This is a genomic window from Streptomyces sp. NPDC033178 (genome assembly GCF_055577685.1).
In genome coordinates this window covers 729,665-744,878 of record NZ_JBVIPT010000003.1, presented here as the reverse complement: position 1 = coordinate 744,878, position 15,214 = coordinate 729,665, and the positions used below count along the sequence as shown (strand labels likewise).

Sequence of the window (15,214 nt, the reverse complement as noted above, 5' to 3'; positions counted from 1 at the left end):
GGATGGGACATGAAGCTGCGCAAGGCATCGGCAGGACAGTCCGTCTACCACGACTTCATCGTGGCTCCCAACACATCCGTCCCGGCGAAGAGGCTCTTCAACTCCTTCGTCGTCGAAGGGCCGGTCGACGCGGGGAGGCTGGAGCACGCGATCCGCCACGCGATCGCCACGCACGAGGCGCTGCGTACCTCGCTGGACGACGTCGACGGTGAACTGAACCAGGTGATCCGGGAGTTGTCCGAGATCACCGAGGCACCCATGACGACGATCGACTGGGACGGCTCGCTCGACTCGGTCGCCGAGGTCATCCGAGGCCAGGACAACCGATGGGCCGTTCCCCGGGAGCTCGCGATGCACGTGGTGCTGGGTCGCGCACCCGGCCCGAGGACACTCGTCGCCTGTGTCCTGGATCATGCCTGCTGCGACGGGATATCCGCGGAGATCGTCACCGACCTGATCAGGGCCGAGTACAACCGGCCGAGCGGAGAAGCCCGTCCCGATCAGGTGACGCAGTTCTCGGACTACTACGCGCCGATGCTCCAGGACGGACTGGAGGTCTACGACGACTGTCTGCGAGCGGTCGAGTCCTCCTCGCCCGCGGTGCCGGAGTGGATGCTCGACCGGAAACGGCCCAGTGGCGATGCCTGGACCCGGGAGATGGAGCTGAGCTTCTCCGATGCCACCAACGAACGGCTCCGGTCACTCGCCAAGAAGTACGTCTGTACTCCCTACGAGATCCTGACAGCGGGTGTCGGCCTCTACTTCCGCCGGGAGGACGGCTTGCCGATCCGGCTGGCCGTCACGCACAGCGGTCGCCACCGCCGGCACGCGTTCGACGTCGTGGGACTGCTGCGAAGTCAGGTGGTGGACGTGGTCGACAACAGCCAGTACGACGACGTTCGGTCCTTCCTCGCCACGCGGCGCGACGAACTGCGCCGGGAGATGGCGCACTTCGGCAGGCTGCCCGTCGAGGAGATGTGCCTCAGGGCGGGGTTGAACACGGGCTGGCGGTCGGGTTCACCCGGGCCGTGGGAGGTCGAGCTGAACGGCATGTACGAGGCCCCGGCACCGGAGGCCATGGACGGTCACGAGGTCGTACCGGCCCCCGACTTCCTGGAAGACGCCTACTGCGAGAACGGAGGCACGACGTTCTTGCTGAACCTCTTCCTGCGCACGGACCGGGTGGACGCGACCCTGCGCTATGTCGACCCGCCGGTGAGCGAGGACATGGCGAAGCGGGTCGCGTCCGACCTGGAGACGATCGTGGAGTTCCTGGCCGCCGATCCGACCCGGTCACCTGCCGAGGCACCCGCGTTCTTCACCGTGGCAGAGGACTTCCGGCCGCTCGCGCCCTGACCGAGCGGACCGCCGGGGCCCCGGCGCCGAGGGCCACCGCGACGGCGCCGGCCCGCACCTGGTCACCGGCCCCGGTTCAACTGCGTGTTCAGCCGCAGTTGAACAGCTCGGGGCGCCGGGTGGAGATACGTACGTCCTTGGTTCGGCAGCGAGCGGGGAAGTGAAAAGTGCGACTGGGACAGGAGAGCGTCATGCCCACCGGGCCAGAACGTCGGTCCTTCGCGGACATCGCCGAACAGTCGGAGGCGGCCGGGCGCGCCGTGCCCGGGGTTGCCGCCCTGACGGTCACCGTCGGCAGACCTCCCGGCCCACGCCCGAGGCGGGCCCCGTCTCGGGCGGGCGTGCCGGATCCGGTGGAACACGAGGGGGCCGTCGAACTCCCACCGGCGCAGTTGGACGGCGGCCCTTGGGAGCCGCCGTCGACCGCACCCGCGACCCTCACCGACGCGCTGACGCGGGCAGCCGACGGTGACCGCGGCACCACGTATGTCCTCGGCGACGGCAGCGAGTACCGGCAGACCTACCGGGAGCTGCTGGCCGACGCCACCCGGGTGCTGTCCGGGCTGCGGGCGAACGGGCTGGCCGTGGGCGATTCGGTGTTGCTGCACTGCGACGACAACCGCAACTTCGTCACCGGGTTCTGGGCCTGCGTGCTGGGCGGTTTCGTGCCCACACCGATCGGGGTGGCGCCGACCTACCGCTGGGACACCGCCGTGACGCGCAGGTTGCGCGGCGCCTGGGAACTGCTCGACCGGGCACCCGTGGTCACCGACGCCGCCCTGGCCGGTCAGGTGGCCGGGCTGCGGACCTTGTGGGACACGGCCGGTCTCCGAGTCCTCGCGGTGGAGGAACTGCGCGCCGCGGAACCGGCGGAGCCGCGCCGCGCCCTGCCTGATGATCCCGCCGTCCACCTGCTCACCTCGGGGAGCACGGGGGTGCCCAAGTGCGTCCGGCACACGCACCGCACCGTCATCACCCGCGCGTACGTCAACGTCGCCGCCAACGGCTTCGGTCCGGAGGAGGTGACCCTCAACTTCATGCCGCTGGACCATGTCGCCGGCATGGTGATGCACAACGTCCGTGACGTGATCATGGAGTGGGAGCACATCAACGCGCGCACCGACAGCTTCGTCGCCGATCCGTTGCGCTGGCTGGACTGGATCGAACGGTATCGGGTCACCAACAGTTCGGCCCCCAACTTCGTCATCACACTGATGACGAACCTGGCGGCGGAGATCGCACAGCGGACCTGGGACCTGTCCAGCCTGCGCGACATCACCAACGGTGGTGAGGCCGTCGTCGGCCACACCACACAGGAGTTCCTGCGGATGCTCGCGCCGCACGGCCTCGCCCCCGACGTGATGCGGCCTGCCTGGGGCATGTCGGAGGTGTGCGGTGGCATGGTGCACTCGACACTACGGGCCGACCGCGAGCCGACCGGCGTCCTGACCGTCGACGCCAGGACGCTCAGCGGGACCCTCGTGCCACTCGCCGGGCCGGCGCCCGGCCATCCCACCTTCGCCGAGGTGGGTGTTCCCATCCCGGGAACGTCGCTGCGGGTCGTCGACGACTCCGGCCGGGTCGTGTCCGAGAACCGGATCGGCCACCTGCAGGTGCGGGGCATCACCCGGATGACCGGGTACCACAACAACCCCGCGGCCAACGAGGAGTCGTCCACCGCCGACGGCTGGTTCATCACCGGTGATCTCGCCTTCGTCCACAAGGGCAGGCTGGTCATCACCGGACGGGAGAAGGAACTGGTCGTCGTACGGAGCGCCAACTACTCCTGTCACGAGATCGAGTCCGTGGTCGAGCGGGTCGACGGTGTGCTGCCCACCTTCGTGGCTGCCTGCAGTGAGTACGACCAGGACGCCGGAACCGACGAACTGGTCGTGCTCTGCGTGCTGACCGCGGAATCCCCGCGGGAGCGCGACGAGGTCGTCTCCGAGATCCGTGCCCGGCTGTCGAAGGAGGTCGGTCTGCTGCCCCGCACGGTGGTCCCGGTTCCGCGGGCGGCGTTCCCCAAGTCATCGGCGGGGAAGATCGAACGCAAGCGGCTGCTCGCCGACTACCAGGCCGGTGCGTTCGACCACGAGCTGGCCGGGTTGTCCGCCGGCGGTCGCGACCACAACGATGGTGACGGACCGGCGTCATGGCTCTTCGGTACCACGTGGATACAGGCAGCCGCCGACCCGGGACGAGCACACTCCGGCGTCTGGCTGGTGTTCGACAGAGGCGATCTCGGCGCGCGTCTGCGCGCGGCCCGCCCCGACGGGGGCCCGGTCGTCTCGGTCACGACCGGTACCGGCTTTCTACGGGACAAGGGTGCCTACCGGGTCGACCCCCTCGATCCGGCGCACTACGTGGACTTGCTGGCCGCGGTCCGGCGTGACCACGGAACGCTCGGCGCCATCGTGCACGCCTGGGCAACCGGCGCCGCGCCCCCCGCCTCCTCCCCAGGCACCGGCGGCCAGGACCTGTCCGTGGGGTCCCTGCACAGGCTGGTCAAGGCGCTCGGTGACGACCGGACCCCGCTGTACGTGGTCACCAACGGTGCGCTCGCCACACCGGGCGACCCCGTCGAACCGGTGCGCGCAACCGTCAACGGCCTGGTCCGCACGGCGAACGCCGAAGGCGGCGTGCCGTGGGTCCGCCAGCTGGATCTGCGCCTCGACGACCTCGATCCGGCAGCGTCCGTCCTGGCCGAACTCGGTGACCGGGGCGCGGACGAGGTGGTGGCCCATCGCGACGGGCGACGGCTGGTGCCCCGGCTCACGCCGCTGCACGACAGATCGTCGGATGCGGCACGTCGCATTCGCCCCGGTGGCCTCTACCTGCTGACCGGAGGTCTCGGCGAGATCGGCGTACGGCTGGCGCGGTTCCTGATCACCGAATACGGCGTCCGCCTGGTCCTGACCGGCCGTTCCGCTCCGACAGGTGACCGGGCCGCCCGTCTCGCCGAACTCGCCACGCTCGGCGACGTCATCTTCCAGGAGGCGGACGTGACCGACCTGGACGCGATGCGAGCCGTGGTCACCGCGGCCGAGCAGCGGTTCAGGCAGGCGCTGGACGGACTGGTGCACCTGGCGGGTGCCGGCTTCGGTCACTACTGGCAGGACCTGGGGGCACACCTGCTCACCACGGAGGACACGGCCGAGTTCCAGCGGATGTTCCACGCCAAGGTCACGGGTACCGAGGTCATCGCCGAAGTGCTGCGGGACCGGCCGGACACGCTCCTGGTCCTGTTCTCCTCCGTCAACGGCCACTTCGGAGGCACGGCCTTCGGCGCGTATTCCTCGGCGAGCGGGTTCCTGCCCGCGTTCGCGACGTACTGGCGCAGCCTGGGCAGGCCTGTCCAATGCCAGTCCTGGAGCAGATGGACAACGGACCAGGACGGAGGGGCCGGTCTGGAGGCCCTGCGGCGGCACGGCTACCGGGAGATCGACCCGGAGCAGGGTGTGCAGCTGTTCCGTACCGCGCTCGCCGACCCCGCCGAGCACGTCCTCGTCGGACTCGACGACCGCAACGAGCACATCGCGCGCGAGCTCGATCCGGCCTTCCTGGGCCCCTTGCAAGTGACCGTGTCCTACCGCGGCGAGGCGTCGGGCGACCGCGTCCGCCAGGCGGTCCTCTCCGCCGTGGGTTCCGGTGTGGCCGTACGAGTGGAGCCGGCCGAACCGGCCCACGCAGCCCAGGACAGCGACGGCCTCGAACCCGTCGGTGAGGTCGAGCAGGCAGTCGCCGAGATCTGGCGCACGGCCCTGCGTCCGGCATCGCTGAACAGGGCGGACCACTTCTTCGAGCAAGGCGGGAACTCGCTGACCGCGATGCGCCTGGTGGATCGGCTGAGCGTCGCCTTCGACGTCCAGCTGACCGTGCAGGACCTCTATGACCACCCCACGGTCGAGAAGCTGGCACGGGAGATCGAACGGATCCGCGTGCCCGTCGCGGAACCGGCCACGAGCCGAGAGCCACGCACCTGACCCGAAGACTTCGCGCTTTCGAGCCGTCAACGTCTTACGTCCTGAATGTGGGCAGCAGCCCTTGTCCGGAATCGGGTCCTCTTGTGTCCGGGAGCGCTTCTCTCAACCAGAGGAGAGCTGGTGGTGATTTAGTGGAGAGGGCGCCACGGTCGGACGGACGGTGTAGGGAACCGACACCGCCGAGCTGTTGGCGACGGTAATGCGCCGTGACGATCTGTGAGCGGTTCGGATGGCGCGGAGCCTCTCGTGGTGGGAACAGAACGTCGCCGCGACCTGCACGGGGTTACACAACGTCACACCGTTGATGTCAACGGCGCACGTTGGGGACAAAGTGGCGACTTGATGGTAAGAGCATTCACAGTCACCGCATTCTTGGAACGCGAACAGGCCAACTTGGCGCGGAGAACCGTTTCCAGCTGCCGGCAATCTTGCTGGTGGGTGATTTAGCACTGAGACTGGTGGGACAGGTGATCGAGGAATTGCACGAGGCAACAGGCGTCCAGAAGTGGACAACAGGGGGGTCTACGTGGCAGAGATGCGCTATCGGGGATTCGTCGCCGACAGTGGTCCGGTGAGTTCTCTTACCCGTCAACAGGAACTTCTCAGAAATTCCACAGTGTCCGCGGTGCCTATCGACTCACTCGTAATTTCGGATTCGCCGCGCCTGCAGGGCGAGGACTCCGAGCACATTCAAATGATCGCCGAAACAGGCGAAGATCTACCCCCGATCTGGGTCCACCAACCCACCTACAAAGTGATCGACGGCGTGCACCGGGTGCGCGCAGCGGTTATCCGTGGCATGACTGACATCGATGTCCGCTTCTTCCACGGGAGCGAGGCGGACGTATTCCTGCTCTCGGTGTCCGCGAACATCAAACACGGTCTGCCGCTGTCACGGGACGACCGCGTCGCAGCCGCCCAGCGGGTTTTCACCACTCACCCGGAGTGGAGCGACCGCATGGTTGCCTCGTTGACCGGGCTCTCGCCGCGAAGAGTGGCCGCGATGAGGAATGAGATCACGCAAGGAGCCCCACAGCCCTCGCGTCGCATTGGCAGGGACGGCCGATCGCGGCCGGTGGACAGTGCGCAGGGGCGGCAGCGCGCCGCGGAGATCATCAGCCAGAATCCCGCGGCCTCGCTTCGGCAGATCGCGAAAGCCGCAGGTATTTCCCCCGCGACCGCCGCCGACGTACGCAACCGTCTGGACCGCGGCGACCTTCCCGTGCCCCGCGGTGCCGGGCCCGAGGCGGCGCGCGCGAAGGTCCTCACCGCGGCTCCCTCCGCGGGCAGTCGGTCCGGCAAGGACAGCGCGACACCGCCCGATCTCACTTCGATCTTCGACCGGCTTCGGAGGGACCCCTCTCTTCGGTTCAGTGAGACGGGCCGCTCGCTGCTGCGCATGTTCGACGCCGTCCGCGTCGCATTGCGGGAGCAGGAAGAGGTACTGCAGAGCCTCCCCCCGCATTGCCGGACGATCATGTCCGAACTCAGCTGCGGCTATGCGCAGATACTGCAGACGTTCGGCGAGGAGCTGAAAGTCGCCCAGCCGGCCAAAGCGGAACTGCCGCGCGCAAACGCCGGCTGACGGCCGATCCGCGAACGGACGCGGCGGTCCGCTCGGCGCGCTGCCGTTTCCTCGGGCCACACGTGAACCACGGCTCGTCGATGCCGTGACTCCGCGTCGTACGAACACCGGTAAAGGCGCTGCCTGCAGACCGCCGCCAGGGGCGAGGCGCTGTCGGTGCGGTCACGGACGGCGCCTCTTCGGTCCGGTGTTTCTGATGCTTCGGGAAATTCCCTCTCCTCTAGTTCACTCTCTGCGAAGTGGAAGAATTCATGTGCGGCATTGCCGGATGGATCGACTGGAAGCAGGACCTGAAGCACCGCGAGGACGTCATCGCGGCCATGACGCAAACCATGGCTCCGCGCGGCCCCGATGCGCAGGGCACATGGCTGTCGGACCACGCCGCTCTGGGGCATCGACGGCTCGCCGTGATCGACATCGAGGGCGGACGGCAGCCGATGGTGCGCACGGGGCGCGGCGGCGGCCAGGCCGTGATCACCTTCAGCGGGGAGATCTACAACTTCCAGGAGCTCAGGGAACAGTTGCGCTCGCACGGAGCCCACTTCTCCACGCGCTCGGACACCGAAGTGCTCCTCGCCGCCTATCTGCACTGGGGCGCGGACTTCGTGCACCGGCTCAACGGCATGTACGCGTTCGCCCTCTGGGACGAGCGGACCAGGGAGCTCCTCCTCGTCAGGGACCGGCTGGGGATCAAGCCGCTCTTCTACGCACCCGTGGGGGACGGGATCGTCTTCGGATCCGAGCCGAAGGCACTGCTCGCCCATCCCGGCATGGCGGCCGAGGTGGACCGCGAGGGCATCGCCGAACTCCTGGTCCTGCCCCGGGCGAAGACACCGGGCCACGGTGTCTACCGCACGATGCGAGAGGTGAAGCCGGGGTGCGTTGTCGTCGCCGGACCGTCCGGTCGTCGCGAGAGCCGGTACTGGCAGATGGAGGCGCGACCGCACACCGACGACTTCGACACCACCGCGGCCGAGGTGCGATCGTTGCTGCGCGACACGGTCCAGCGGCAGGTCGTCGCCGATGTCCCCGTGGGAACACTGCTCTCCGGTGGTATCGACTCAAGTGCCATCACCGCCCTGGCGGTCCAGGAACTCGACGCTGAACTGGGCAGCTACTCGGTGAATGTCGGGACGTCGGAGCACCCGGGAAGCGACACCTGGCGCCCCAGTGCCGACGAGCCCTTCGCCAAACTGGTCGCCGAACACCTCGGGATCAAGCGCTTCGTGGCCGACGTCGGCGTGGACGACCTCGTCGAAGGCATCGACTGCGGACTTCTCGCACGGGACCTGCCGGGCTGGGGAGACCTGGACACCTCCATGTACCACCTGTTCCGCAGGGTCCAGGAACAGTGCACCGTGGCTCTGTCCGGCGAGGCCGCCGACGAGATGTTCGGCGGGTACGCCTGGCAGCTCGACAGCGGCTACGTCGGGCATACGTCCTTCCCCTGGATGTACGCGAAGCGTCAGCCGGCGCTGCTGCTCCGCGACGACGTACGCGACGAACTCGAACCCGCCCGCTACGAGGCGGAGCGTTACCGCCAGGCCCTCGCCGAAGTCCCGCGACTGCCGGGCGAGAACAGCGCCCGCCGACGTGAGCGGGAGGTCTTCCACCTCGGACTGAGCTGCTGGCTCGGTGCCCTGCTCGACCGCAAGGACCGGATGAGCATGGCGGTCGGCCTCGAAGTGAGGGTGCCCTTCGCCGATCACAGACTGGCGGAGTACCTCTTCAACGTTCCGCTGGAGCTGAAGGCTCATGGCGGGACCGAGAAGGCACTGCTCCGCCGGGCCTGCGCGGATCTGCTGCCCCGCGAGGTCGTCGAGCGGCCGAAGAGCGCGTACCCGGTCAGCCGTGACGCCGGCTACGTCGAGCGGCTGCGGGGTCTGGTCCTCGACATGCTGGGGGAGCCGAACGCGCCGGTGTTCGACCTCATGGACCGGGCGAAGGTCCGCGCAGCGGTCACGTCAGGACTGGACACACTGCCGGGCCCGATCACCGCGGTGACACCGGCCATCGGTCTGTCCTACCTGCTCCAGTTGAACCGCTGGCTGGAGCTCTACGGCGTCCGCATCGTGGCCTGAGCGCCGGCGGCCCGCGGCGCCGGTGTCACGCCGTGCGGATGTTCTCCCGTACGAAGCCGAAGAGCCGGTGCAGGCCCGCGTCGACGAAGCTCCAGTCGTGACCGCCGGGGCGTTCGTGGTACTCGTGGGAGACCCCGTGGGCGGTCAGGGCGTCCCGCATGCTCCTGTTCATCTCGATCATGCGCTCGTAGTCGTCCACGCCGACATCGAGATAGAGACGCAGCGGCGCTCGGGGATCTTTGTCCGCGAGGAGTCGATACGGGTCGTAGGCCTGCCGGACCGCACTGCCGACGGGACCCCACACGCGTTCGTGGTCCTTGACCGTCGGCATCATCAGCCGCCGGTCCGAACGGTACGGAGCGTAGGGATCGCCCTCGCGCAGCGGCGCCTCGAAGGCGCCGCTGTGACTGCCCGCCACCGAGAACAGGTCCCCGTGGCGCAGCGTATGGAACATGGACGCGGCTCCGCCCATCGAGAATCCGGCCACGGCGCGCCCCGAACGGGACGCCACGGTGTTGTACCGCTTCTCGACCTGGCCGACGACATCATGGATGAAGTAGTCCTCGTACCGTCGCCCGCCCGCGTCGTTGATCAGCCAGTAGCGTCCCGATTCGGGCAGGACCAGGATCAGCCGATGGGCCGCGACACGGTCGGCCAGGCTCGGGCACGCGAGCCAGGTGCGCCGGTTCCCGCCGTAACTGTGCAGCAGGTAGAGAACAGGAAAAGGTCTGCCGGTCGGTGTGTAGCCCGGCGGCAGAACGACTGTGACGGACTTCCGCCTCCCCAGGGCCTCGCTCCACCACGTCTCGGTCACCACTCGCATCGCGCGTGTCCCGCTTTCGTTGTCAGAGGCCGAGCACACCCTGCCTGTCGAGCTTTCCGGACTGCGTCCTGGGCAGCGAGGCCACGATGTGGAACCGCTCCGGAACCATGTAGCGCGGAAGGACGGCCAGGCAGTGCCGGCGCAGCTCCGACACCTCACAGGCCGGTGAGAACGGCACCACGTACGCTTCGATGTGCTTCTCTCCGGAGGCATCGCCCACCGCGACGCACACGACCTCGCGCACCCTCTCCGAGAGGGCGGACTCGACCTCGCCCAGCTCCACGCGGTGCCCGCGTACCTTGACCATGTCGTCGTTCCTGCCGAGGAAGGCGTAGGCGCCCCGGGCGTCGACCCGGACCGTGTCTCCGGTCCGGTACGCCTCCACGGACGTGCCGTCGGCCTGCGCGACAAGCAGCAGTTTCTCGGCGGTGAGGAGGTCGTCCCGCCAGTAGCCGAGCATGACGGAGGGGCCGGCGACACAGAGTTCCCCCGTGACACCCGGCTCCTGGCCGAGCGCGTTCCCGGACTCGTCGATGACGAACGTTCTCGCGTACGGGCAGGGCTGCCCGATGGGAACGGGTTCCGTCAGCCCCGGCTCCACATCGCTTCCACGCACGTGGTGGAAGGTGCAGACGTTCGTCTCCGTGGGGCCGTAGAGGTTGTAGAGGTCGGCCTGGGGGACGAGTTCGCGCAGCCGTCGCAGCGAGCCCAGGGGGAAGACCTCCCCGGCGAACAGGACGACGCGCAGCGAGGACGCGCCGAGGAGCGTGCTGTTCCGGGCCGTCAGCATGCGGTTCAGCGCGTTGGGCACCGAGTACCAGACCGTCACCTTCCGGTCGACGACGACGCGGTTGAGCACGCCGCCGAACCCGACCTGGCTCTCTGGGAGAAGCACGACGCATGCTCCGGCCAGACATGTCGCGAACACGTCCAGCACGGACAGGTCGAAGTGCAGCGGCGCATGGCTGGAGACGCGGTCGTGCGCGGTGATGCCGAACTCGGCCACCGTCCACTCGACGAACGCCATGGCGTTCGCGTGGGACAGCACCACGCCCTTCGGGACGCCCTTGGACCCCGACGTGTAGAGGACATACGCGGGAGCCTGCGGGTCGGTACCCGGTCCGGCGGGCCGCGCCGGCGTCACCGCAGCCCCGTCGACGGCGTCGGGCCACGCGATGACCCGAGGGTCGGCGGGGGCGCCCCGTGCGGCGCCGACGGCGACGACCGGACGGTCAGGCGCGTCGACGGACGCTTGATCCAGCAGCCAGGGGACGTGTTCGTCATGGGAGATGACGCAGGCCATACGGCAGTCGGCGATGATCTTCGCGGCCCGGTCCAGCGGCGCGCTGGGATCGATCGGAACGTAGGCTGCCCCGGTCCTGAGGATTCCGTAGATGCTCACGATCGACTCGGGTGACTTGCGCAGCCAGAGGCCGACGCGGTCACCGGCGCCGACGCCCTGTCCGAGCAGCGTTTCGGCCAACGCGGTGCTCCGCGCGTGAAGGTCGGCATAGGTCAGGGTCTCGCCCTGGAACTCGACTGCCAGAGCATCCGGTTGCTTGGCCGCGGCATCGTCCAGATAGTCGGTGAGAGTGCGCATGCGGCTCCCGTCAGCTCTTTCGATCCGGCCAGGTAAGTCCCATGCGCCCAGCGACGATGCTGCGCTGCATGTCCGAGGTACCCGAGGACAGGGTCATGCCGAGGGCGTCCCTCAGGTTCCTTTCGACGCGTCCGTCGTGGGTGTATCCCAGCGCACCGTAGATCTGCAGAGCACTGGTGAACATCTCGACGGCGGCCTCACTCGTGTACAGCTTGCTCAGCTCGGGATGGATCCCCGCGTCCGGCCCGTTGAGTGCCGCTGCGGCGGAACGGGTGATCAGGCGCGCGAGTTCCCATCGCATCCGCATGTCGACCAGCCGGTTGGACACGGACTGGAAATGGGCGATGTGCTTGCCGAACTGCCGCCGCCGGCGGCAGTACCGGACGCATTCGTCCAACTCGCGCCGCATGACGCCGAGCCACGGCGCGAGGATGAGGGCCCGCTCGAAGGTCATCGTCCGGGCGAAGATCGCCGCGCCCTGCTTCTCGGCGCCCAGCCGCCGTGACGCCGGGACACGGCAGTTGTCGAGGACCACGTCTCCCCAGGAGGCGGTCCGCAGCCCGAGCTTCTCGCTGCCCGGTGTCACCTCGATCCCAGCGTCGCCCCGTTCGACGAGGAACGCTGTGACACCGGTGAAGCCGAGACTCCGGTCGAGGGTGGCGTAGACGAGGAAGACATCGGCGACCGGGGCGTTGGTGACGTATCGCTTGTGTCCGTCGAGGACGTACCAGTCGCCGTCGCGCCGAGCGGTTGTCGTCAGCGCGAGCGCATCCGAACCAGTGCCCGGCTCGGTCATCGCATGCGCGCCGATCACCTGACCCGACGCCAGAGCCGGCAGGTACGACGCGAGTTGTTCCTCGTCGCCGAACTCCATTATCGGCAGCTCCACCGCGAGGATGTGTGCTCCCAGGGCCATGAGGAGCCCGTTGTCCGGGCAGCTGAGGCCCAGTTCCTCCATGATGTGCGCGTATCGCGGAGGGTCGTATCCACTGCCCCCGTACGCGGCGGGCAGCAGCAGGCCCTGCACCCCGAGTTCCGCGTAGCGCTTCCATCCTTCGTGGTCGAATGTTCCCGACCGGTCGCGCTCGGAGATGTCCTCCTGCAATTCCGAGCCCAGTTTCTTCAGGTCCTCGAACAGTCCGTCATGGCTGTCGTTCCACTTGAACGTCATGATTCTCCATTCGCCCCGACGTGATGTGCCTCCCGTTCAGGGCGCAGCAACAAAACCATGAGTACGGTGGACGGTCAGCGCGAAACAGGGGAGCGCGGGTCGTCGGGAAGTCGACGGCATGCTGCCGCCGTCCTGATTGCAGGCCTGCATCGGCAGGGTAAGCAGCCGAATGCGCAGGGGCAAAGCGATGATTCGGGCTCGCTTCGGCCGGACCGTCCACCGCCGGGAGGACGGTTGGTCACTGTTCAACTGCTGCCTGATGGTCAGTCGAACACCGGACGCCGGGAAAGGCCGCTGTGCGCACCGGGAGGCCGCCGGACGCCGCCTCCGCCGCCCGGAGAGGCGTTGCTTCGCAGGCGCCCATGAGACATCGTTGGACGGTCGGGAAGCGGTTCCTGAAGAGCGCGTCACAAGAGGAGCCGGCGTCATGACGGTGCCTTTTCTGTTCTCTTCAACTCGTCGCAGACTTGCTGTGTTTCCCGTTCCTTTGCGTTACTTCCGTCTGGGTCCTGGCGCATTTGAGATGGCCTCGGAAATACGAGCACCCACGATCCGGGAACTGACGTCGGAGATCCGTCGCACGGCACCGGGATCCGGGGCCGTGGCGGCTGGCTTCGTGTGACCGCGCTGATGCGGCGACGGTCTGGACTCTCACCAGGGGAGGGTGGCATGAGCACGATCTATACCTTCATCAACGGCCAGGTGGCCATCACGGTGCGGTACTGCGTGGAGCGGTACGAGGAGGTGGACGCGGGGGCCCGGATCGACGTGCGGCGGGCGGAATCGTACGAGGGGAGCCACCACCGCGAGGGAGCCGAGGGCCACCGCGTCCTTCCCGTGGGCGACGGCGGTATCTGGCGCGTCGATCTGTCGCACCGGATCGACTCCGAGGTTCCGCGACAGCGTTACCACCACCACCCCGATTTCCGTGACGGTGATGTCGGGCCTCGTGTGTTCGACGAGGAGCTGTCCGCGAACCCGCTCGACTGGACGGAGCGGCGCCTGCTGGAGCTGCCCGCGCTGCTCACCGAGAAGGGCCACGAGGACCTGGCGAAGTCCGTCGACACCGAACAACTCGTGAGGTCGATGCCGCTGATCCGGATGGCGATCGAGGCATCGCTCAAGTCGTGAGATCCCTGGCCCGCCGCCGCGCCCGGGCGTCCCGGACGGAGACGGAGACGGGAACGGGCACGGTGGGCGGCCGGTGGAGGCGGACGGCGCGAGCGAAGGGGCACGCAAGTGCGTGACACAGCACCGGTGGCGGAGCTGGCGGATCGTCTCGTCGATGGTGAGGTCAGCACGGAGCACGGTGTGCTGGCGGCACATCGAACGGACGAGGCGTATCTGACGCCGTCCGGGTGGCCTTTGTGCGCGGTGTACGCACACAGCACCGCGGACGTCGTCGAGACGATGCGCTGGGCGACCAGGCACCGGGTCCCCGTCGTTCCCCGAGGCGCGGGCACGGGCCTGGCCGGCGGGACACTGGCCGGAGACGGGGCCGTGGTGCTCTCGCTGGAGCGCATGACGGCCATCCGGGAGCTGTCCGTCGACGACCAACTGGCCGTGGTCGAGCCGGGGGTGATCACCGCGGACCTCGCCCGGGCCGCGGACGCGCACGGGCTGATGTACCCGGTCGACCCCGGCAGCGCGATGAAATCGACACTGGGCGGGAACATGGCCACGAACGCAGGAGGGTTTCGCTGCTTCAAGTACGGCGTGACCCGTGAGTCGGTCCTCGGCCTGGAGGTCGTCCTGGCCGACGGGAGAACCGTCACGACGGGGCACCGGACGTCCAAGGGGGTGAGCGGCTACGACCTCACGAGCCTTTTCGTGGGCTCGGAGGGCACGCTCGGCGTCATTTCCGGTGCGACTCTTCGGCTGCGGTCGAAGGACGTCGGTCCCAGGGCGACGGTCGCCGCCTACTTCCCGGGTGCCGCCGCCGCGGCACAGGCACCGCTGGCCCTCGCCCGTGCCGGTCTGAGGCCGAGCCTTCTGGAGCTGGTCGACGAGGTCACACTGCGGGCGTTGCACGAATGGCAGCCGCTCGACCTGCCCGGCGACGGGGTCGCGCTGTTGCTCGCACAGTTCGACGGCGTCGAAGCCGACCGCGCCGCAGTCGAGATGGGCCGGGTGTGCGGGAAGCTGGACGCGGTCGCGGTCCAGGTCACCACCGACGAGGTGGAGTCCGAGCGGCTGCTCGACGTCCGTCGGCGTGCTCTGGGTGCGTTGGAGCGGATGGGCAGAACCATGGTCGAGGACTTCGTCGTGCCGCGCTCCCGGCTGGGCGACATGCTGCGGGAGATCCAACGTATCGCCGCGCGGCACGACGTCCTCATCGCGACGGTGGCGCATGCGGGCGACGCGAACCTGCATCCGACCCTGCTGTTCGACCGCACCGAACCCGAGATACCCGCGCGGATCTGGTCCGCCGCGGACGACATGTTCCGGACCGCCCTGCGCATGGGCGGCACTCTCACCGGAGAACACGGCGTCGGGACGCTGAAGAGGCGTTGGCTGCGGGACGAACTCGGCGACGACGGAATGAACATCCACCAAGCGATCAAGAACGCCCTGGACCCGCTCGGGATCATGAATCCCGGCAAGATTCTGTGAGC

At 68.4% G+C, this 15,214-nt stretch carries 9 protein-coding genes; 6 read left to right on the top strand and 3 right to left on the bottom strand.

The features are described 5' to 3' along the window. The first annotated feature begins 9 nt into the window (after positions 1–9). The 4 genes from ACZ5VQ_RS10500 (at position 10) to asnB (ending at position 9,005) form a co-directional block, all read left to right on the top strand. On the top strand, positions 10–1,356 hold the full coding sequence (locus ACZ5VQ_RS10500) for a condensation domain-containing protein (protein ID WP_469104535.1): 1,347 nt from the start codon (positions 10–12) through the stop codon (positions 1,354–1,356). Positions 1,357–1,547: 191 nt separating this feature from the next. After that, on the top strand, positions 1,548–5,339 hold the full coding sequence (locus ACZ5VQ_RS10495) for an SDR family NAD(P)-dependent oxidoreductase (protein ID WP_469104534.1): 3,792 nt from the start codon (positions 1,548–1,550) through the stop codon (positions 5,337–5,339). 535 nt (positions 5,340–5,874) lie between these two features. Further along, positions 5,875–6,924: a ParB/RepB/Spo0J family partition protein gene (locus ACZ5VQ_RS10490; RefSeq protein WP_469104599.1), complete on the top strand. Its 1,050-nt coding sequence runs from the start codon at positions 5,875–5,877 to the stop codon at positions 6,922–6,924. Positions 6,925–7,175: 251 nt separating this feature from the next. Further along, positions 7,176–9,005, top strand: a complete 1,830-nt coding sequence (gene asnB / locus ACZ5VQ_RS10485; RefSeq protein WP_469104598.1) for an asparagine synthase (glutamine-hydrolyzing) — start codon at positions 7,176–7,178, stop codon at positions 9,003–9,005. A 25-nt stretch (positions 9,006–9,030) separates the two neighbouring features. Here asnB and ACZ5VQ_RS10480 read toward each other — a convergent pair whose 3' ends face one another. Genes ACZ5VQ_RS10480 through ACZ5VQ_RS10470 form a run of 3 tightly spaced genes read right to left on the bottom strand, consistent with a single transcriptional unit; the run spans position 9,031 to position 12,599 of the window. Beyond that, positions 9,031–9,828: an alpha/beta hydrolase gene (locus ACZ5VQ_RS10480; protein WP_469104533.1), complete on the bottom strand. Its 798-nt coding sequence runs from the start codon at positions 9,826–9,828 to the stop codon at positions 9,031–9,033. A 22-nt stretch (positions 9,829–9,850) separates the two neighbouring features. Next, positions 9,851–11,428: an amino acid adenylation domain-containing protein gene (locus ACZ5VQ_RS10475; protein WP_469104532.1), complete on the bottom strand. Its 1,578-nt coding sequence runs from the start codon at positions 11,426–11,428 to the stop codon at positions 9,851–9,853. A gap of 10 nt (positions 11,429–11,438) precedes the next feature. After that, a complete protein-coding gene (locus tag ACZ5VQ_RS10470; RefSeq protein WP_469104531.1) occupies positions 11,439–12,599 on the bottom strand; it encodes an acyl-CoA dehydrogenase family protein in 1,161 nt (386 codons plus the stop codon). A 669-nt stretch (positions 12,600–13,268) separates the two neighbouring features. On the opposite strand from ACZ5VQ_RS10470, the gene ACZ5VQ_RS10465 reads away from it, so the two are divergent. Together ACZ5VQ_RS10465 and ACZ5VQ_RS10460 are read left to right on the top strand one after the other, a co-directional pair. Next, the gene (locus ACZ5VQ_RS10465; protein WP_469104530.1) at positions 13,269–13,730 is read left to right on the top strand and encodes a hypothetical protein; all 462 of its coding nucleotides are present in this window, start codon (positions 13,269–13,271) and stop codon (positions 13,728–13,730) included. A gap of 108 nt (positions 13,731–13,838) precedes the next feature. After that, on the top strand, positions 13,839–15,212 hold the full coding sequence (locus tag ACZ5VQ_RS10460) for an FAD-binding oxidoreductase (protein WP_469104529.1): 1,374 nt from the start codon (positions 13,839–13,841) through the stop codon (positions 15,210–15,212). Positions 15,213–15,214 lie beyond the last annotated feature (2 nt).

Coding starts and splice junctions, on each gene's coding strand:
- ACZ5VQ_RS10490 (WP_469104599.1), top strand. CDS start 5,875: ATGCGCTATCGGGGATTCGTCGCCGACAGTGGTCCGGTGAGTTCTCTT.
- ACZ5VQ_RS10470 (WP_469104531.1), bottom strand. CDS start 12,599: ATGACGTTCAAGTGGAACGACAGCCATGACGGACTGTTCGAGGACCTG.
- ACZ5VQ_RS10465 (WP_469104530.1), top strand. CDS start 13,269: ATGAGCACGATCTATACCTTCATCAACGGCCAGGTGGCCATCACGGTG.
- ACZ5VQ_RS10480 (WP_469104533.1), bottom strand. CDS start 9,828: ATGCGAGTGGTGACCGAGACGTGGTGGAGCGAGGCCCTGGGGAGGCGG.
- ACZ5VQ_RS10475 (WP_469104532.1), bottom strand. CDS start 11,428: ATGCGCACTCTCACCGACTATCTGGACGATGCCGCGGCCAAGCAACCG.
- asnB (WP_469104598.1), top strand. CDS start 7,176: ATGTGCGGCATTGCCGGATGGATCGACTGGAAGCAGGACCTGAAGCAC.
- ACZ5VQ_RS10495 (WP_469104534.1), top strand. CDS start 1,548: ATGCCCACCGGGCCAGAACGTCGGTCCTTCGCGGACATCGCCGAACAG.
- ACZ5VQ_RS10500 (WP_469104535.1), top strand. CDS start 10: ATGAAGCTGCGCAAGGCATCGGCAGGACAGTCCGTCTACCACGACTTC.